General features: G+C 67.9%; 9 protein-coding genes. 4 read left to right on the top strand and 5 right to left on the bottom strand.

Annotated features, from left to right (window positions below; genetic code table 11):
* Window positions 1-37: 37 nt before the first annotated feature.
* Window positions 38-613, bottom strand: coding sequence for a PEP-CTERM sorting domain-containing protein (locus RD110_RS09060; RefSeq protein ID WP_076198729.1), 576 nt, complete (start codon window positions 611-613; stop codon window positions 38-40).
* Between the two features lie 543 nt (window positions 614-1,156).
* On the opposite strand from RD110_RS09060, the gene RD110_RS09065 reads away from it, so the two are divergent.
* The 4 genes from RD110_RS09065 to RD110_RS09080 all read left to right on the top strand — a co-directional run bounded on the left by RD110_RS09065 (window position 1,157) and on the right by RD110_RS09080 (window position 15,318).
* Window positions 1,157-3,301, top strand: a complete 2,145-nt coding sequence (locus RD110_RS09065) for a peptidase domain-containing ABC transporter (protein WP_076204692.1) — start codon at window positions 1,157-1,159, stop codon at window positions 3,299-3,301.
* Window positions 3,274-4,665 (top strand): HlyD family type I secretion periplasmic adaptor subunit, encoded by a 1,392-nt coding sequence (locus RD110_RS09070; protein WP_076198731.1) that lies wholly within the window; start codon window positions 3,274-3,276, stop codon window positions 4,663-4,665. Before RD110_RS09065 ends, RD110_RS09070 begins: the two co-directional genes overlap by 28 nt.
* 16 nt (window positions 4,666-4,681) lie before the next feature.
* On the top strand, window positions 4,682-6,583 hold the full coding sequence (locus RD110_RS09075) for a tetratricopeptide repeat protein (protein WP_076198733.1): 1,902 nt from the start codon (window positions 4,682-4,684) through the stop codon (window positions 6,581-6,583).
* Between the two features lie 446 nt (window positions 6,584-7,029).
* On the top strand, window positions 7,030-15,318 hold the full coding sequence (locus RD110_RS09080; RefSeq protein WP_076198735.1) for a hypothetical protein: 8,289 nt from the start codon (window positions 7,030-7,032) through the stop codon (window positions 15,316-15,318).
* Between the two features lie 75 nt (window positions 15,319-15,393).
* Here RD110_RS09080 and RD110_RS09085 read toward each other — a convergent pair whose 3' ends face one another.
* From RD110_RS09085 to RD110_RS09100, 4 genes are read right to left on the bottom strand one after another with little or no spacing between them, the layout of a single operon-like run.
* The gene (locus tag RD110_RS09085; protein WP_076198737.1) at window positions 15,394-16,689 is read right to left on the bottom strand and encodes a glycosyltransferase family 2 protein; all 1,296 of its coding nucleotides are present in this window, start codon (window positions 16,687-16,689) and stop codon (window positions 15,394-15,396) included.
* Entirely contained in the window at window positions 16,686-17,267 is a 582-nt protein-coding gene (locus RD110_RS09090; protein WP_076198739.1) for a class I SAM-dependent methyltransferase, read from the bottom strand. Before RD110_RS09090 ends, RD110_RS09085 begins: the two co-directional genes overlap by 4 nt.
* Before the next feature lie 22 nt (window positions 17,268-17,289).
* Window positions 17,290-18,003: a hypothetical protein gene (locus RD110_RS09095; protein WP_076198741.1), complete on the bottom strand. Its 714-nt coding sequence runs from the start codon at window positions 18,001-18,003 to the stop codon at window positions 17,290-17,292.
* Window positions 17,988-19,889: an O-linked N-acetylglucosamine transferase, SPINDLY family protein gene (locus RD110_RS09100; protein WP_076198743.1), complete on the bottom strand. Its 1,902-nt coding sequence runs from the start codon at window positions 19,887-19,889 to the stop codon at window positions 17,988-17,990. Before RD110_RS09100 ends, RD110_RS09095 begins: the two co-directional genes overlap by 16 nt.
* Window positions 19,890-19,907: the final 18 nt, after the last annotated feature.

Below are 19,907 nucleotides of genomic sequence, written 5' to 3' on the forward strand. Positions count from 1 at the left end.
GGTACGCGACAGACGGCGCGGGGTCAGAAGCCGGAGTTCAATGCAGACGCGGTCGCGTGGACGAACTGGTCGCTCGGCGTGTCAGCAAGACCATGCCGAGGCCGAGCAGCATCCAGCTCGAAGGCTCGGGCACGTTGTTGGGTGGCGCGGCCACGGTGATGGCCGCCTGGCCGGTCTGGAAGGTGTCGAAGCTGTCGTCCGACACCTCGAACAGTTGCGAGCCGAACGGGCCGCTGCCCAGCCGCGTGAAGAATAGGCTGTAGTCGAACGGCAGGGCGGTGTCGGAGAGTGCGGTGAGGATCAGCAGCCCATCCGAGCCGGCGATGCCGGGGGTGATGGTCGCATCGACGTTGGGTGGTGCGGCCGAGGCTGCGGCGAGATCGGCAAAACCCGCCGTCGGGAGGTGAAAGGTCACGGCGTAATCGGTGAGCAGGTTGCCTTCGACGTGGTAGGTGAACTGCCATCGGTCCTTGCCAGCCGTGGTGTCGAACACGTCGGTGGCCACCACCGTCGGTGTTGTGCCCACGGCGGCCTGCACCTGCAGCGCCGCCAGACTGCCGAGCATGCCCAAGGCGAGCGCACAAAAACGTTTCAGCAAGACATCGCGCATCATTGTTGATCCCTCTTGAATTTGTGATTTGCCGCCTTGCATGGCTCGCGATTGCGGGCCGGGGCAGCCGTGGTTTTTATTGCTTTTTTTACCAAAAGCGAGCAAATAGTCACCGCTATTCAAGGCTTCGTCAAATGGGAATAGTTACTACGAAAATTAAGTTTGTTACTGGTTGTTCTTATATTTCAACCTCGACCGTAGTGCCGCGGCGGCCTTCACTGTCCACCCTGAAAGTGCGTCGGCGGGAGAGAAGATACCTCCCGGAGATACCCGTTTTCGAGACATTCGAATCGCGCCGAGGCGGTGGATATTCGAATGTCAAATACGAAATAGATGTGTATTTATGTAAATTTAGAAAATCTACGTTTGTAACATCAGATTCTTTCGGATTGCGATTCCCATTCATTGAACCAATGTCAATCCCGCAAACGCGTGACACACATGGCGCGCCGGGCCCGGCCGAACTGGACCGGAAACCGGGGCTTCATCGGCCGATCAAAGCGCAGGCCACATGCTGAAATCACGCGATTCCGTTTGGAATGGACCATGACAGAGCGCTTCCCTCATTCCACCATCCAGTGCCTCGCCGCGATTGCCCAACACCATGGTCTGCCGATCAATCCTGAACGTTTGATCGAGGACTATGCGCTGGCGGGGGAGGAGCCGCCACCGGCGACGGTGCTGCGCATCGCGTCCGACATCGGGCTCAAGGCCAAGGCCGACAAGCTCACCTGGGCCAGCCTGCAGGCCCAGGGCGGCGTGTTTCCGCTGATCGCGCGGCTGGCGGACAACACGGCGGTGATCGTGGTGAGCGCGCATTCCAACGGAACGAGCGAGGTGGCCATCCTCAATCCGCTGGCGGACCGGCCGACCGAGGTGCTCAGCGTCGGACAGGAGAAGTTCTGCCAGCTCTGGCACGGCGACGTGTTCCTGCTCAAACGCCAGAACAACCTGCCCGAGCCCAGCCGCAAGTTCGGCTTTCGCTGGTTCATCCCGGAGATCATGAAACAGAAGGCGGCGCTGCGCGACATCGCCATCGCCGCCATCGCCATGCATTTCCTGGCCCTGGCCTCGCCGATCTTCTTCCAGCTGGTGATCGACAAGGTCCTCGTGCACCAGAGCATGTCCACGCTGTGGGTGCTGGGCGTGGGCATCGTGATGGCCCTGGTGTTCGACGCCCTGTTCGGCTTCCTGCGACAGATCCTCACGCTGTCGGCGAGCAACAAGATCGACATGCGGCTCACCCGCCGCACCTTCGCGCACCTGCTGTCGCTGCCGATCGACTACTTCGAGACGACGACGGCCGGCGTGATCACGCGCCACATGCAGCAGGTCGAGAAGATCCGCGCCTTCCTCACCGGCCGCATGTTCTTTTCGGTGCTGGACGCGACCTCGCTGATCATCTTCCTGCCGATCCTGTTCGCGTATTCGATGAAGCTGGCGCTGATCACGCTGGCCTTCACCGCGATGATCTGCCTCGTCGTCGCAGCCATGGTGCCGAGTTTCAACCGAAGACTGCGCGACCTGTACAACGCCGAGGGTGAGCGCCAGTCGATGATGGTCGAGACCATCCACGGCATGCGCACGGTGAAGGCGCTGGCCATCGAGCCGGCGCAGCGCCGTCTGTGGGACCAGCGTTCGGCGCAGTCGATCAACATGCATTTCCGCGTCGGCAAGATCGCCATCACCGGTGGTGCCATCACCGACTTCCTGGGCAAGCTGCTGCCGGTGGTGATCATCGTGATCGGCGCGCAGGACGTGTTCGATCAGACGCTCACGGTGGGTGCGCTGATCGGCTTCCAGATGCTGTCGGGCCGCGTGGTGGCGCCGCTGATCGCCATCGTCGGCCTGGTCAACGAATACCAGGAGACGGCGCTGTCGGTGCGCATGCTCGGCGAGGTGATGAACCGGCCGTCCGAAGGCCGTGCCGGTGCCGGCGGGCTACGGCCGGAGCTGGCCGGCGAGATTTCCTTCGACGAGGTCACCTTCCGTTATCCGGGCTCCAGCAACGCCGCACTCGACCGCGCGAGCTTCACCATCCAGGCTGGCTCGGTGGTGGGCATCGTGGGCCGCAGCGGTTCGGGCAAGACCACGCTGACCAAATTGATCCAGGGGCTTTACGGCGTGCAGGAGGGCATCGTGCGGTTCGACCGGACCGATGCGCGCGAGATCGAACTCGCGCACCTGCGGCGGCAGATCGGCGTGGTGCTGCAGGAGAACTTCCTGTTCCGCGGCACGGTGCGCGAGAACATCTCCGCGGCTAGGCCCGAAGCCACTTTCGAGGAGATCGTCGAGGCCGCCGAAGCGGCAGGCGCGGCCGAGTTCATCGAACGCCTGCCCCAGGGCTACAACACCATGCTCGAGGAGAACGCGTCCAATCTTTCTGGCGGGCAGAAGCAGCGGCTGTCGATTTCGCGTTCCTTGCTGACCAAGCCGCGCATCCTGGTGCTCGACGAGGCCGCGAGCGCGCTCGACCCCGAGAGCGAGGCCATCTTCATCCGCAACCTGTCGAAGATCGCCGTGGGCCGCACCGTGGTGATGATCTCGCACCGCCTGTCCACGCTGGTCAATGCCAACGCCATCCTGGTGATGCAGCAGGGGCGACTGGTCGATAGCGGCAAACACGCCGAGCTCCTGACGCGTTGCGAAACCTACCAACACCTATGGAACCAGCAAACAAGCCACCTGTGAAGAAGAAGGCCTGGTGGCCCTGGCGCGGGAAGGACGGCGCCCCAGGGCGGACCATCGTCGAATACCTGCCGGACGCCGACGAGATCGAGCGCAGCCCGGTGCCGCGCTTCGCCCAGGTCACGCTGCACGTGATGGTGCTCGGCTTCGTCGCCTTCATCGTCTGGGCCAGCGTGTCTAAGGTCGACCAGGTCATCATCGCCCAAGGGCGCCTGGTGAATCCGCTGCCCAATGTGGTGGTGCAGCCGCTGGAGACGTCCGTGATCCAGAGCGTGGACGTGCGCATCGGCCAGATCGTGAAGAAGGGCGAGCGCCTGGCCTCGCTCGACGCCACCTTCGTGCAGGCCGACGAGACCCAGTTGCGCCAGCGGCTCAACAGCCTGGAGACGCAGATCGGCGGCCTGGAGCAGGAGCTCGCCGGCGGCGCGGACACCCGCAAGGCCGCGGCGGACGGCGACAGCGACGGCCGGCTGCAGGCCAGCATCGTCAACGAGCGCAAGGCCAACTACCGCGCGCAACAGTTGAAGCTCAGCGAAAACGTCGCCCGTTTGCGTGCGGCGTTGGCGACCAACCGGCAGGACCAGCAGTTCGTCGCTTCCCGGCTCAAGTCGCTCAAGGACATCGAGGCCATGCAGGAGAGGATGGTGGCGCAGAAGTTCGGCGCGCCGCTGCAGTTGCTCGAGGCGCAGCAGCGCACCAAGGAGGTCCAGCGCGACCTCGAGCTCGTCGTCAGCCGCGAGCAGGAATTGCGCCGCGAGCTCGGCGCCTACGAGGCCGAGAAGAGCGCTTTCGAAAAAGGCTGGCGGCAGAAAACCATGGAAGACCTGCTGTCGATCTCGCGAGAGCGGGATTCCATCAAGGAACAGCTGCAGAAGGCGGACCGGCGACAGAAGCTCGTGACGCTGGCGGCACCCGTGGATGCGGTGGTGCTCGACATCGCCAAGCTGTCGCCAGGCTCCGTGGTGCGCGAGGCCGAGACCTTCTTTACGCTGGTGCCGCTGAACGTGGTGCTCGAGGCCGAGGTGCAGATCGAATCGGCGGACGTGGGCTACATCAAGACCGGCGACCCGGTGCATGTGAAGCTGGACGCCTATCCCTTCCAGCGCCATGGCACGCTGGACGCGCAGGTGCGCACCATCAGCCAGGATGCGTTCCGGCGCGAGACGGCCGCCAAGTCCGGTGCCGATGCCTTCTACGTGAGCCGCATCGCCCTGCAGCCCACGCCGCTGAAGAACATGAAGGAGGGCGCGCGGCTGCTGCCGGGCATGACGTTGGCCGCGGAGATCGTCGTCGGTCAACGCTCGGTGATGTCCTACCTGGCCTGGCCGCTGACCAAGGGCATGAACGAAGCGATCCGGGAGCCATGACCTTGCGAGCCTTGAAATGAGCCCGCCCAGCAGCGCGCGCGACAAGCGCGTCTTCGCCGAGACCCTGAAGTCCGCCCGGATCGGTGTGCCCGAGGCGCAGTACGAACTCAGCCTGATGTACGCCAACGGCGTGGGCACTGCGCAGGATTTCGAACAGGCCCTGGCCTGGGTGCGCAAGGCCGCCGAGCGCGGCATGCCTGCCGCGCAATACCTGCTCGGCACACGCTACGCGAGCGGCTCGGCCGTCGAAATGGACGAAACCCAGGCCTTCGCGTGGTTCTCCAAGGCGGCCGAACAGGGTCATTCGCGCGCGCTGTGGCGGCTCGGCCGCCTGCATGCGGCGCAGAACAAGACATTGGCCGCTGGCTGTTATGCGAAGGCTGCCGAGCTTGGCGTGGCCCAGGCGCAGCTGTCGCTCGCCGAGGCCTACGCCGCTGGCGACGGCGTGCCGCAGGATCCGGACCGGGCGTTGCACTGGTACGGACTCGCCGCGGAACAGGGATTGGCCGCCGCGCAATACGCGCTCGGCGTGATGCATGCCAAAGGCCAGGGGGTGCCGGAAGATGCGGACGAGGCCGCTTTCTGGTACCGCCGTGCGGCCGACCAGGACCATGCGCCCGCGCATGTGGCGCTGGAACTGATGGATGCCGGCGGCGAGGGACGCGCCAGGAAACGTGGCCGCGGCCGGCGCGCCGCGGGTGCGGTCGAACGGCGGCGCGGTGCCGAGCGCTGGGCCGAGGTGGCCGATCCGGGCGACGCCGATGGCCGCTACCACCTGGGCCTGATGCACGAGCTCGGCCTCGGTGTGGCGCCCGACCCGGCCCGTGCCGAAAGCTGGTACCGGTTGGCGGCGCGGCAGGACCACGCGCGCGCCCAGTCGGCATTGGGCAGGCTGCTGGAAGGCGACGGCCAGGGCACGGCCGTGGACTGGTACCGCAAGGCGGCGGAGCAGGGCGATGCGGCGGGGCAGTTCGCGCTCGGCCGGCTCTATTCGTCGGCGCAACTCGGCGAGGAGGACCACTTCCTCGGTGTGGCCTGGTACGTGCGCGCCGCGGCGCAGAACGACCCGCGTGCGCTGCTCACGCTGGGCCACCTGTTCAGCCACGGGCTTGAGGCGATGTCCGTCGAATGTTTCAAGCGCGCGGCCGAGCAGGGCGTGGCCGAGGGCCAGTACATGCTCGGCCAGCAGCATGCGCTCGGCAAGGGGGTGCCGCGCGACCTGGCCAAGGCCTTCGACTGGTACCGGCGCGCCGCGGACCAGGGTTATGCCGCGGCCCAATCGGCCCTGGGCGCGGCCTGCCTGAGCGGTGTCGGCCTGGCCAAGGATTTCCAGCAGGCCCTGGCTTGGTTCCTCAAGGCGGCGGAGCAGGGCGATGCCAAGGCGATGTGGAACCTGGGCGCCATGTATGCCAGCGGCGGCGATGGGCTGAAGCAGGATCTGCGACAGGCCTTCGTCTGGTGCCAGAAGGCCGCCGACCTGGGCTTCGTGCCGGCGCAGGCCACGCTCGGCGTTCTGTACGCGCGGACACAGAACCCCGAGCGCGCGCTGCAGTGCTGGACCCAGGCCGCGCAGGAGGGCGACCCCGAAGCGCAATACAACCTCGCCGTGGCGCACGCCAGCGGGCAGGGCACCGCGCGTGACCTGGAAGCCGCCTTCGGCTGGTTCCTGCAGGCCGCGGCCCAGGGCATACCCGCTGCCCAGGCCCGGCTGGGGCTGATGTACGCCACCGGAGAAGGCGTGGCCCAGGACGCGATCGAGGCGCATCGGTGGTTCGTCCTGGCCAGTGCGGCCGGCGACAGCGCGGCGCGTGCCAACCGCAACCGGTCGGCCGCGATGCTCGATCCGGCCCAGTTGAAGGAGGCCGAGCGCCGCGCCGCGGACTGGCGCCCGGCGCGAAACACGTCGTCGCAGTTGTAACAACGCCCCACGACGCGCTGTCGCCGGCGGACAAAAACGGGCCCGCTGTTTCGGCTCGACATCAAAACCGACGCCATTTCGACACCTGAACGAAACCTGGAGGTTTCGAGTTCCGGGCGAATCCTTCCTTCGATACATCGAAATTGTTGTTTTCGGGCGATTTTTTGCTGGAATCGTTACAAATGCGTCGGCGCCACAGGGCTGTCAGCGCTATTTGTTAACTTTTTGAAAGATTTCGCTCAAGTTCTCAACCGCCGTGTCGTCAATGTGGAAGGGCGTAATCCGATTCGGCACGCCATGACTTTAGGTTCATTCCATGGCAAACGGTATTTCCGCGCTGGCGGTTAGTGCGATGTTCGATGCGAGACAGCGTGGTCCTGCATCTTGTCTGTTACATTGCAAAGCGTTTACAGTTGTTACATTTGCATCGGCTCTAGGGGATATTCATGAGTAACGTTAGCGGCTTTACGACCAGTGCCATCGCGGCGCTGACGACGACTCAGATCCAGGCCCTCACGACCGATGACATCGCGTCGCTGACCACGGCGCAGGTCCAGGCGCTGACCACCAGCCAGATTCCGGCGTTCAAGACCAACCAGGTCTCGGCCTTCACCACCGCGGGCATTGCCGCGCTGACGACCACCCAGGTCGCGGCCTTCGAAACCACCGACATCGCGGTGCTGAAGACCTCGCAGACCGCCGTGCTCAACACCGCGCAGATCGGCGCGCTGACCACGGCGCAGATCGGCGCACTCACCACGGCCGGCATCGCCGCGCTGACCACGGCGCAGGCGCAGGCCCTGACCACCAGCCAGATCGTTGCGCTCAAGACGAACCAGATCCAGGCGCTGACCACGGCTGGCGTCGCCGCGCTGACGACGACCCAGGTGGCCGCCATCGAGACCTCCGACGTGGCCGCGCTCACCACCGGCCAGGTCGCGGTGTTGACCACCGCGCAGGTGCAGGCCCTAACCACGGCGCAGATCGTCGGCCTGACCACGGCCGGTATTTCCTCGCTCACCACGGCCGGTGTGGCGGCGCTGACCACCACGCAGGTCGCGGCGATCGAGACCGTAGACATTGCCGCGCTCAAGACCACCCAGGTGGCGGCGCTCAGCACCGCCGATGTGGCCGTACTGAGCACCGCCCAGGTCGGTGCGCTGACCACCGCGGGCGTGGCCACGCTGAACACCGCCCAGGCCCAGGCGCTGAGCACCGCGCAGGTCGTGGCGCTCAACACCAACCAGATCCAGGCGCTGACCACCGCCGCCGTGGCCGCATTGACGACCACGCAGGTGGCCGCCATCGAAACCGTCGACGTCGCCGCGCTCAAGACCAGCCAGGTCGCTGCGCTCAACACCGCGAACGTGGCCGCGCTCACCACCGCCCAGGTCGGCGCGCTCACCACGGCTGGCGTCGCCGCGCTCACGACGAGCCAGGCGCAGGCGTTGACCACCGCCCAGATCGTCGCACTCCAGACCAACCAGATCCAGGCCATCACCACCGCCGGCGTGGCCGCGCTGACGACGAGCCAGGTCGCTGCCATCGAGACCCGCGACATTGCCGTGTTGACCACCGCCCAGGTCGGCGTGCTCAACACCGCCCAGGTCCAGTCGCTCACCACGGCGCAGGTGCAGGCGCTGACCACGGCCGGCATCGCTGCCGTGAGCACGGCCGGCATTGCGGCGCTGACCACCACGCAGGTCGCCGCCATCGAGACGGCCGACATCGCCGCGCTCAAGACCACCCAGGTCGCCGTGCTCAACACCGCCGACGTGGCCGTGCTCAGTACCGCGCAGGTGCAGGCGCTGACCACCGGTAGCGTGGCCGTGCTGAGCACCGCGCAGGTGCAGGCCTTGACCACCGCGCAGGTCGTCGCGCTGAAGACCGACCAGGTGCAGGCCATCACCACCGCCGGTGTGGCGGCGCTGACCACCACGCAGGTGGCCGCGATCGAAACCACCGACATCGCCGCGTTGAAGACCACGCAGGTCGCGGCGCTGAACACCGCCAGCATTGCCGCGCTGACGACCGCCCAGGTGCAGGCCATCACCACGGCCGGCGTCGGCGTGCTCAACACCGCCCAGGCCCAGGCCCTGACGACCGCGCAGGTCGTGGCGCTCAAGACCAATCAGGTCGGGGTGTTGTCGACCGCTGCCGTCGGCGCCTTGACCACGGCCCAGGTCGCGGCCATCGAAACGGTGGATGTCGCATCGCTCCAGACCAACCAGGCTGCGGTGCTGACCACGGCCCAGATCCAGGCCCTGACGACCGCGCAGATCGCCGGGTTGACCACGGCCGGCATCGCCGCGCTGACCACGGCCGGCATTGCCGCGCTGACCACCTCGCAGGCCCAGGCCATCGAGACCGTCGACATCGCCGCGCTGCGCACCACGCAGGTCGCCGCGCTGAACACCGCCGACCTGGCCGTGCTGAGCACCGCCCAGGTGGCGGCGATCACCACCGCCGGCGTGGCTGTGCTGACCACGGCACAGGTCCAGGCGCTGACCACGGCGCAGATCGCCGGCCTCACCACCAACCAGGTGCAGGCGCTGACCACCGCCGGCGTGGCCGCGCTCACCACCGCCCAGGTGGCGGCCATCGAGACCGTCGATGTGGCCGCATTGCGCACAGCACAGGTGGTGGCGCTGAACACGGCCAACGTGGCCGCGCTGACGACGGCCCAGGTCGGCGCGCTGACCACGGCCGGCGTCGCCGCGCTGACGACCACGCAGACCCAAGCGTTGACCACGGCCCAGATCGTCGCCTTGAAGACCAACCAGATCCAGGCGCTGACGAATGCCGACGTGGCCGCGCTGACCACCGCCCAGGTGGCCGCCATCGAGACCACCGACATCGCCGCGCTCACCACGGGGCAGATCGCCGCGCTGACCACGGCCCAGGTGCAGGCGTTGACCACGGCCCAGTTGGTTGCGTTCACCACCGCCGGCATCTCGGCGCTGACCACGGCGGGCATCGCTGCGCTGACGACGACGCAGGTGGCCGCCATCGAGACGGCCGACATCGCCGCGCTGAAGACCACGCAGGTGGCGGCCTTGACGACGGCCGAAGTCGGCGTGCTCACGACGGCGCAGATTGCCGCGTTGACCACCGGCGGCATCGCCGCGCTGAACACCGCGCAGGTGCAGGCCCTGACGACCGCGCAGATCGTGGCCTTGAAGACCAGCCAGATCGATTCGCTCACCACCGCGGCTATCGCCGCGTTGACGACGGCCCAGGTCGCGGCCATCGAAACCGCCGACATCGCCGTGCTCGACACCGCCCAGGTGCGCGCGCTCAATACCGCCGACATCGCCGTGCTCAGCACCGCCCAGGTCGGCGCGCTGACCACCGGCGGCGTCGCCGCGCTGACCACCGCGCAGGTGCAGGCGCTGACGACAGCCCAGATCGTCGCCCTCAAGACGAACCAGGTGCAGGCGCTGACGACCACGGAAATCGGCGCATTGACCACGGCCCAGGTGGCCGCCATCGAGACCACCGACGTCGCGGCGCTGACCACGGGGCAGGTCGCGGCACTGACCACCACCCAGGTGCAGGCGCTGACGACCGCGCAGGTCGTGGCGCTGACCACGGCCGGCATCTCGGCGCTGACCACGGCCGGCGTGGCTGCGTTGACCACCACCCAGGTCGCGGCCATCGAAACCGCGGACATCGCCGCGCTCAAGACCACGCAGGTCGCGGTGCTGACCACGGCCGACGTGGCCGTGTTGACCACGGCGCAGATCCAGGCGCTGACCACGGCCGGCGTCGCCGCGTTGACCACCACGCAGGCCCAGGCGCTGACCACGGCGCAGATCGTGGCGCTGAAGACCAGCCAGATCGAAGCCCTCACGGCGACCGCCATCGGTGCGCTGACGACCGCCCAGGTCGCCGCCATCGAGACCGTCGACATCGCTGCGCTCGAGACCAGCCAGGTCGTGGCCCTGAACACGGCCGACATCGGCGTGTTGTCCACGGCCCAGGTGCAGGCGCTGACCACTGCCGGCGTCGGCGTGTTGAGCACGGCGCAGGCGCAGGCGCTGACCACCGCGCAGATCGTGGCGCTGAAGACGGACCAGGTGCAGGCGCTGTCGACCGCTGCCATCGCCGCGCTGTCAACCGCGCAGGCCGCAGCCATCGAAACCGCCGACATCGCCGCGCTGAAGACCACGCAGGTCGCGGTGCTGAACACGGCCGACGTGGCCGCGTTGACCACGGCCCAGATCCAGGCACTGACCACCGCCGGCGTCGCTGCCCTGACGACGACGCAGGTGCGCGCGCTCGGCACCGACCAGATCGTCGCGCTCAAGACGAGCCAGATCCAGGCCCTCACCACCGCCGAAGTGGCCGCATTGACCACGGCGCAGGTCGCGGCGGTCGAAACCGTCGACGTGGCCGCGTTCACCACCGCCCAGGTCGGCGTGCTGAACACGGCCCAGGTACAGGCCTTGACGACCGCGCAGGTCGTGGCGCTGACCACCGCCGGCATCGCCGCGCTGACCACCGCCGGTGTGGCCGCGTTGACGACGACGCAGGTGGCGGCGATCGAGACAGCCGACATTGCCGCGTTGAAGACGACACAGGTCACCGCGCTGACCACGGCCGACGTAGCAGTGCTGAGCACGGCCCAAGTAGGTGCGCTCACCACGGCTGGCGTTGCATCGCTGACCACGGCGCAGGTGCAGGCGCTGACCACGGCGCAGATCGTGGCCCTCAAGACCGGCCAGATCGAGGCGTTGACCACCGCCCAGGTGGCCGCGCTCACGACGGCGCAGGTCGCCGCGGTCGAGACCGTCGACATCGCCGCGCTGGAAACCGGCCAGGTGGCCGCGCTCAACACGGCGCAGGTGCAGGCGCTGACCACGGCCCAGGTGGTGGCGCTGACCACGGCCGGCATCGCCGCCCTCACCACAGCCGGTGTGGCCGCGTTGACGACGGCCCAGGTGGTCGCCATCGAAACCGCCGACATCGCGGCGCTGAAGACGACGCAGGTGGCCGCACTCAACACCGCCGACGTGGCCGTGCTGACCACGGCGCAGATCGCCGCGCTGACCACCGGCGGCATCGCCGCGTTGAACACGGCGCAGGTGCAGGCGCTGACCACGGCACAGATCGTCGCGCTGAAGACCAGCCAGGTCGACGCGCTGACCACCAACGCCATCGCCGCGCTGACCACGACCCAGGTGGTGGCGATCGAGACCGCCGACATCGCCGTGCTCGACACCGCCCAGGTGCGTGCGCTGAACACGGCCGACATCGCCGTGCTCACCACGGCGCAGGTCGGTGCGCTCAGCACCGGCGGCATTGCCGCGCTGACCACGGCCCAGGCGCAGGCCTTGACCACAGCCCAGATCGTGGCGCTCAAGACCAGCCAGATCCAGGCCCTGACCACGGCCGACGTGGCCGCGCTGACCACGGCCCAGGTCGCGGCCATCGAGACCGTGGACATCGCCGCATTGACCACCGGCCAGGTCGGCTCGCTGACGACCGCACAGGTGCAGGCGCTCACCACGGCCCAGGTCGTGGCGCTGACGACGGCCGGCATCGCCGCCCTCACCACGGCCGGTGTGGCCGCCTTGACGACGGCCCAGGTGGTCGCCATCGAAACCGCCGACATCGCCGCGCTGAAGACCACGCAGGTCGCAGCCCTGAACACGGCCGACGTGGCGGCTTTGACCACCGCACAGATCGCCGCGCTGACCACCGGCGGCGTGGCCGTGCTGAACACCGCGCAGGTGCAGGCGCTGACCACGGCGCAGATCGTGGCGCTGAAGACCAGCCAGATCGACGCATTGACCACCAACGCCATCGCCGCCTTGACGACGGCACAGGTCGCCGCGTTCGAGACCGCCGACATCGCGGTGTTCGACACCGCCCAGGTGCGCGCACTCAACACCGCCGACGTGGCCGCGCTGACTACCGCGCAGGTCGGTGCGCTGAGCACGGCGGGTGTGGCTGCGCTCACCACAGCGCAGGTGCAGGCGCTCACGACCGCGCAGATCGTGGCCCTCAAGACGAGCCAGGTGCAGGCCTTGACCACGGTAGAAGTGGGTGCGCTGACCACCACGCAGATCGCGGCCATCGAGACCGCCGACATCGCGGCACTGTCCACCAACCAGGTCGGTGCGTTGACCACCGCGCAGGTGCAGGCCCTGACGACGGCCCAGGTCGTCGCGCTGACCACCGCCGGCATCGCCGCACTGACCACGGCCGGCGTGGCCGCGTTGACCACGACGCAGGTCGCCGCCATCGAGACCGCCGACATCGCCGCCTTGCGCACCGCGCAGCTGGTCGCCCTGACGACGGCCGATGTGGCGGTGCTCACCACAGCCCAGGTCGCAGCGCTCACCACCGGCAGCGTGGCCGCCCTGACCACCACCCAGGTGCAGGCGCTGACCACCGCCCAGGTCGTGGCGCTGAAGACCGACCAGGTGCAGGCGCTGAGCACGGCCGCGGTAGCCGCACTCACCACCACTCAGGTGGCGGCAATCGAGACCAACGATATCGCGGCGCTCAAGACCACGCAGGTGCAGGCGCTGACCACGGCCGACGTCGCCGTGCTGACCACGGCCCAGGTGCAGGCGCTGAGCACGGGCGGTGTGGCTTCGCTCACCACGGCCCAGGCCCAGGCGCTGACCACCGCCCAGGTCGTCGCGCTGAAGACCAGCCAGATCGAGGTGCTGACCACGGCCGCGGTGGCCGCGCTCACCACGGCCCAGGTTGCCGCGATCGAGGCGGTGGACATCGCCGCACTGCGCACCACGCAGATCGGCGCGCTGACCACGGCTCAGGTGCAGGCGCTCACGACCGCGCAGATCGTGGCCCTGACCACGGCGGGCATCGCCTCGTTGACGACGGCCGGCGTGGTGGCGCTGACCACGGCGCAGGTCGCCGCGATCGAGACCGCCGACGTGGCCGCCCTCAAGACCACGCAGGTGCAGGCGCTGGAGACCACCGATCTGGCCGTGCTGAGCACAGCCCAGGTGCAGGCGCTGACCACCGGCGGCGTGGCCTCGCTCACCACCGCGCAGGTGCAGGCGCTGACCACGGCCCAGATCGTCGCGCTCAAGACCAGCCAGGTCGAGGTGTTGACCACCGCCGCGGTGGCCGCGCTGACGACGACGCAGGTCGCCGCCATCGAATCCGCCGACATCGCGGCGCTCAAGACGACGCAGGTGTTGGCGCTGACCACGGCCGACGTGGCCGTGCTCAACACGGCCCAGGTGCAGGCGCTCACCACTTCCGGCGTCGCCACCTTCACCACGGCCCAGGTGCAGGCGCTCACCACCAGCCAGGTCGTCGCCCTCAAGACCAGCCAGGTGCAGGCCTTGACCACGGCGCAGGTGGCGGCGTTGACGACGAGCCAGGCCGCGGCCATCGAAACCGCTGACGTGGCGGTGCTCAAGACCACGCAGGTCGCGGCGCTGACCACCGCCAGCGTCGCCGCGTTCACCACCGCCCAGGTGGCGGCGCTGACCACGGCGTCCGTCGCGGCCCTGACGACCGGGCAAGTGCAGGCCCTGACGACGAGCCAGATCGTGGCGCTGGGTACCACGCAGATGCAGGCGCTGACCACTTCGGAACTCGCGGCGCTGACCACCTCGCAGGTGGCGGCGATCGAGACCGTCGACGTGGCCGCGTTGCGCACGAGCCAGGTGCGCGCGCTCACCACCAGCGCGATCGTGGCCCTGACCACCTCGCAGGTGGCAGCACTGACGACCTCCCAGGTGGAGGCGCTGACCACGACGCAGATCCAGGCCTTCACCACCACCCAGGTGCAGCAGCTCAAGCTCGGCACGCCGATCATCCTCGACCTGGACGGCAACGGCGTGAACACGCAGAGCATCCAGAATGGCGTGAAGTTCGACCTGTTCGCCGATGGCCAGTCCGTCAACACCGGCTGGGTCAGCGGCGGCGACGGCCTGCTGGTGCTCGACCGCAACCATGATGGCCAGATCAACGACGGCTCGGAACTGTTCGGTTCATCGACCACGCTGGCATCGGGCGCGAAGGCGACCGACGGTTATGCGGCGCTGCGCGAACTGGACGTGAACGGCAGCGGCACCATCGACGCCAACGACGCAGCCTTCGCCGACCTGCGCGTCTGGGTCGACAGCAATTCGGATGGCGTGAGCCAGACCGAGGAACTGAAGACGCTCGCCCAACTGAACATCGCCAGCCTGAGCCTGCAGACTTCGGCCGACCTGAGCAAGGACAATGGCAACCTCGTGGGGCTGACCTCGTCGTACCAGACCACGGACGGCGCCACGCACGCGGCGGCTGACGTCTGGTTCGTCGCCGACAAGTCGCAGAACGTCGCCGAGACCACCGAGGCCGCGAAAACCGCCTTCGCGATGCCGGACACCATCGAGGCGCCAGCCCTTGCGGCCAGCCCGGCGACAGCGGCATCGGCTGCGGCACCGGTACGCGACGACCTGCGCAGCCGCGTCAACAGCCTGGCGCAGGCCATCGGCAGCTTCGGTGGCACCACCGCGGGCGAGGGCACGGGCGGCACGACGAACAACGGCATCGATCCGGCACGCATCGCCAACGCGGTGCAGAGCCCGGCGTCGCTGGCGATCGGCGGCATGGTGGACGCGATGAAGCAGTTCGACGCGAACGGCCAGGCGGTGAGCCACACCACGACCGCGGCGGCCACGCTGGGCAAGTCGCTCACGCTGCCCGGCCAGGAACCGCTGCACCAGGGCGTGCTGGCGATCGGGCCGAAGGCCTGACGGCCAGGGGAGGCCGCAAGGTCTCTCCCGGCTCGGCCGCCGCCACCCGCGGGTCTTCCAGGCCTGCGGGTTTTTTTATGCGCCGATGGCGGAGTACGGCGCGCAGATCACCGTGAAGGCCTGCGACGGCTCGGCCAGCGCGGCCCGGGCCTCGGCCGTGTCGTAATCCACCACCACCCGCAAGCCTTGCACGCTGAGCCGTGCGGGGTGCCGCGTCAGGCGCAACTGCGCAAACCATTCGACGAGCACCAGCTGGCGCGCGGCGCCTGGCGCATCCCCGGCTGCGCGTTCGGCGCAGGCCAGGTAGTCGTCGTCCGCTGGCGCGTGAGCCGGCTCGTACGGCACACATCGCAGCGCGGGCATGTGTTGCCGGACCTCGGCAAGCACCGCTTCCAATGGCGGCGAAGCGATGACGTGCAGCGTCGCGGCCTGGGTGTCGCGCACCACGGCGCCAAGGCGCTGCACCAGGAAGTCGTGCATGAAGTGGTGTTCGCACTTCAGCAGCAGGCTGTCGTCGGGCTGGCCCAGTGCCGTCCAGCGCCGCAGGAACATCCACAGCAGGTACGGCGACTTCTGGCCTACTGCCATGCGCGCGGCCTGGAAGTACAGGGTGTGCAGCAGCTTCTGCCGCGCGCCGGGCAGCGCCTCGGGCGGCAGCAGATCGAGGCAGCTGGCCACCGCCAGTTCGATGTCGGCGTTGGCCATGTCGAGGAACCAGGCCTCGCCCATGCGGCTGGTCAGGCTGTTGCCGTTGGTCAGGTGCTGGAAAAAAGGCTTGTCGACCACGCACAGGTCGCCCTGCGCGAGCAGCGTGAAGTACAGCGGGATCAGCGTGCCGGTGCGGTCCAGGTAGGCGCAGTGGCGTTCGAACACCTCGCGGCGCAGGATGGGGTGGCCGTCGCAGATCGACAGGTTCTGCAGCAGCGCGGCCTGCGCCCCGCGCGGCACGAGCGTGGCCACCGCGCCGCTGTAGTCGATGCGCAGGGCGGCATCGAGCTGGCGCAGGCTCAGGTACTGCCCGATCACCGCCACGACGGACGGCGTGCCGTCCATGATGCTGGCGGCCAGGCCGAGCGCCTGCTCGAACACCATGTCGTCGTCGTTGAGGATGTAGATGAACCGCCGCGTGGCGCGGCGCAGCAGCGCATCCATGTTGCGGGCGAAGCCGATGTTCTCGGCGTGCCGCAGGTAGACGAGGTGCGCGAACTGTGGCTGCATCTCGGCCACCACATCCGGCGTGTCGTCGGTGGAGGCGTTGTCGCCCACCAGCACCTCGAAGCGCGGGTCCTCGAACGCAGCGAGGTGCGCGAGGCAACGCCGCAGCAACGGCGCGCGGTTGAAGCTCGGGATGCAGATGCTGAAATCGATCATGCCGCGCCGGCCGTGGCTGGTTTGCGCACCGTCCAGGTGATGTGGTATTCGGCGATCACGTTGTTCAGCTCACGCGCGCGTTCGTTGAGCTGGTCCATGCTGAGCTCTCCGCTGGCGTACTTCTGGTAGTACACCGGGTCGAGCACGGTGGTGAGCTGCGAGATCCAGAAATCGACGCCGATGTAGTGCGCCAGCGGCGTGGCCGAGGAGATGCCGCCCGCGGCCCATTCGTCGTTCTTCTGCCGGTCGAACAGCGTGAGCGACTGCGGCGTGATCGGCCGCACATGGGTCGGGTCGCCGAGGTAGTTGTCGTGGCGCGGGTGCGGCACGTGGATGGCGATCACCGCGCCGTTACGGCACACGCGGTAGAGCTCGCGGATGATGTTGAGGTAGGTCTCGGTGTCGCGGCCCATGTGTTCGAGCGAATGGATGAACTTCACCTCGTCCACGGAATCGTTTTCCCACGGCCACGGCGTGGCTTCGAGGTCGACCACGAGGTCGGTGGTGGCGGTGGGGTATTTGTCGACATTGAGGAAACCGTCGATGGTTTTGGCGCCGCTGCCGAGGTTGAGTTTCATGGCCTGCTTTCGGTGTCGGTGATTATCTGAATTGCCAGTTGTTCCTGAACACCGGCGTGAAGCCGATGTCCGAGCGCAGGAAGAGGAACTTCCGGGCGCAGAGGTCGAGTTGTTCGGCCAGGTTGGCGAAGCAGCTGTCCACGCAGGCGAACAGCGAGGCACGCTCGATCACGCCGAGCCAGTCGAACGGGTTGCTCGAGAGTTCGCTGATGCGCACGACCTGGTGCGACGCGGTGATGTCGGGTGGCAGCTCGATCTGCAGCCGGAAGTTGGAGCCGAATTCGTGCAGCAGGGCGTAAGGGCCTCGGATGTCGAGCCACTCGAACAGCGCCTGTTCACGCGCTGCATCGCGGCTCACGCGCAGCTGCCACTTGCGCGCGAACGGCACGCCGGCGACGGCGTATTTGTATTCGTCGAACTTCAGCGACTTCGCGAGTCTGGCGTTCACCACGTCCAGGCCCGAGAGGTAGGAGTAGAGGCAGAAAACCTGTTCGCAGCCAGCGGCCTGCAGCAGTGCCGCCGGCGTGTCGTAGAAGTAGGCGCGCGTGGCATCGCCGGTTTCGCCGGTGTCCACCGCGAGGAACCGGATCTCTGGAAACGCCGCCTGCACGAAAGGCTGGAAGCGCCTATCGACCGGCCACAGCACTTCGTGGCCCTGATCCACGAAGTGCTGGGCGATGGGCGCGGCGATGACGATGTCGCCGATGCCACGGGTCTGGATCAGTCCGATGCGCAAGTTCGACTCCGTGGCAGGCCGATTTCATCGGTCACGTCGCCGAGTTCCTGGGCGCGCCACATGGCGATGAAGACGGCTTCGAGGTTGCTGCAGAAGCGGCCGGTGTCGAACAGCGCGTGTGTCTGCGCATGCGCCGCCACCTTGGCTTTCACCGCGGCCAGGGCCGCCGGCTCGCGCGCCAGCGAAAGCGCCAGCGCCTCGTAGCCGGCCAGGCTGTGCGCCACGAGCTCGGGCACGCCGAGCGCATGCAGCAGGCTGCCGGCCACGCGTGCGGGGAAGGCGCCGCCCATGTAAGTCACCACCGGCAGACCGGCCATCAGCGCGTCCGCCGCGGTGGTGTGGGCGTTGTAGGGATGCGTGTCGAGGAACAGGTCGGCCTGGCGGTAGCGCGCGAGGTGGTCTTCCACCAGCGGCACGCGGCCCGCGAAGATGAGCCGCGCCGCGTCGATCCCGCGCGCCTCGGCCTCGCGGCGCAGGTTGCGCTGCGCCACCTCGCCGCGCGAAACCAGCCACAACACGCTGCCGGGCACCTGCGCCAGCAGGCGCATCCATACGTCGAACACCGGCGGCGAGATCTTGTAGTCGTGGCTGAACGAGCAGAACACGAAGCCGTGTTCGGGCAGGCCGCATTCGGCGCGGCTCGGCGTGTGTTCCGAGATGCGCACGCTGTTGTCGGTCGGCAGGTAGGTGTCGGGCAGGTAGGCGACGCGCTCGGTGTAGAACGCCTGGTGTTCGGGCGGGATGGTGTGGCGGTCGGCCACGATGTAGTCATGGTAGGGCGTGCCCATGCTGCCGGGGTAGCCGAGGTAGTTGACCTGCACCGGCGCCGGGCGGTGCGCGAAGATGTCGGTGCGCGTGTCCGAGGTGTAGCCGCCCAGGTCGACGGCGATATCGACCTCCATCTCGCGCATCAGGGCGGCGATCTCCACCGAGCCCATGGCGCGCGCGTCGACGAAGCGGTCGAAGGCCTGCGTCATGCGCGCGCGCAACCGGCTCTGGTCGTCAACGCCCAGCGAGATGGCGATGGTCTCGAAACGCGCCTTGTCGTGCCGCTCGAAAACCCCCGCCATCAGGTGGCCCACCGGGTGCTCGCGGAAGTCGGGCGACACATAGGCCAGGCGGATTTTGCGATGACGGTCGCGTTCACCGTTCCACAACACCACGGGCTTGGGTGGGCAGTAGTGGCTGGCGAATATCTTGGCGGCCTGCAGGTGGTCGGCGGCGTTGTCCGAGGCCGACATGAAGGCCAGCGACTTGCAACTGCGCCGGCCCGCGCGCACGCCGTCGGTCAGGCGCTGGGTGAGGCCGTCGAAGTCGCGCCAGTCGCAGAGGTGCATGCGTTCGTAGAACAGCAGGCCGGGTGCGTAGTCGTAGCCGGGCGCGAGTTCGAGCAGGCGCTCGAAGGCCTTGATCGCCTGTTCGCTCTGCTTGAACTCGGTGAGCAGGATGCCGAAGTTGCCGAGCGCGGTGACGTGGTTCGGATCGAGCGTCACGACGCGGTTGAAACGCTCCAGCGCCTCCTGATGGCGGAACATGTTGCGCAGCAGCACACCGCTGTTGAGCAGGGCCTCCACGTGGTCGGGTTGCAGCGCCAGCGCGGCGTCGAAGCTTTGCAGCGCTTCTACCTTGCGGTCCAGCGCCTGCAGCACGGCACCGTGCACATAGTGCAGCGGCGCGAACTGCGGGTTGTGCAGAAGGCCGCGTTCGCACAGCGCCAGCGCCGCCTGGACGTTGCCGCCCTGCATCGCGATCACGGTGAGCGAGTAGAGCGCGGCGGCGTTGTGGCTGTCGGCGGCCAGCACCTCGTGGAACAGCGCTGCGGCGGCCTCGGGCTGGGCCTGGTTCTGCAGGCCGATGGCGCGGATCAGGGTTTCAGTGACGGACATGGGTATGGATTCTGCACG

Source organism: Rhodoferax koreense (assembly GCF_001955695.1).
Classification (GTDB): Bacteria; Pseudomonadota; Gammaproteobacteria; order Burkholderiales; family Burkholderiaceae_C; genus Rhodoferax_B; species Rhodoferax_B koreensis.

Excerpts from the sequence above, each read along its gene's own strand:
- RD110_RS09100 (WP_076198743.1), bottom strand. The coding sequence starts at position 19,889 with ATGTCCGTCACTGAAACCCTGATCCGCGCCATCGGCCTGCAGAACCAG.
- RD110_RS09075 (WP_076198733.1), top strand. The coding sequence starts at position 4,682 with ATGAGCCCGCCCAGCAGCGCGCGCGACAAGCGCGTCTTCGCCGAGACC.
- RD110_RS09060 (WP_076198729.1), bottom strand. The coding sequence starts at position 613 with ATGATGCGCGATGTCTTGCTGAAACGTTTTTGTGCGCTCGCCTTGGGC.
- RD110_RS09065 (WP_076204692.1), top strand. The coding sequence starts at position 1,157 with ATGACAGAGCGCTTCCCTCATTCCACCATCCAGTGCCTCGCCGCGATT.
- RD110_RS09085 (WP_076198737.1), bottom strand. The coding sequence starts at position 16,689 with ATGATCGATTTCAGCATCTGCATCCCGAGCTTCAACCGCGCGCCGTTG.
- RD110_RS09090 (WP_076198739.1), bottom strand. The coding sequence starts at position 17,267 with ATGAAACTCAACCTCGGCAGCGGCGCCAAAACCATCGACGGTTTCCTC.
- RD110_RS09080 (WP_076198735.1), top strand. The coding sequence starts at position 7,030 with ATGAGTAACGTTAGCGGCTTTACGACCAGTGCCATCGCGGCGCTGACG.
- RD110_RS09070 (WP_076198731.1), top strand. The coding sequence starts at position 3,274 with ATGGAACCAGCAAACAAGCCACCTGTGAAGAAGAAGGCCTGGTGGCCC.